1 protein-coding gene is annotated in these 260 nt (G+C 40.8%); it reads right to left on the reverse strand.

The genetic code is table 11. The features are described from left to right. The coding region (locus FS736_RS23800; RefSeq protein WP_144481558.1) for a malate:quinone oxidoreductase at positions 1-260 on the reverse strand (260 nt) is incomplete at both ends.

Consider the following 260-nt stretch of genomic DNA (forward strand, 5'->3'; position numbering starts at 1 on the left):
TCCTTTTTTCAACAACCTAACATTTTTCTCCCCTTCTACCACCCTCATATCTCGCACCCGCCTAATCAAATCCTGCCCATTCCCAATTAAATTCCTCTTTACAAGATAACACCAAAATTCTCTTCTAACCTCAAATTCTTCATTTACATTCATGCCCTTACTTATATCCATCCATCCATCACCTTTTTCACCTCTATACTTCAACTCACAAACCCCTCCATCTCCACTACCCGCGTTATTCCACTCATTCCACCTCTCTT

Source organism: Cytobacillus oceanisediminis 2691, assembly GCF_007678455.1.
GTDB classification, from domain to species: Bacteria; Bacillota; Bacilli; order Bacillales; family Cytobacillaceae; genus Mesobacillus; species Mesobacillus oceanisediminis_A.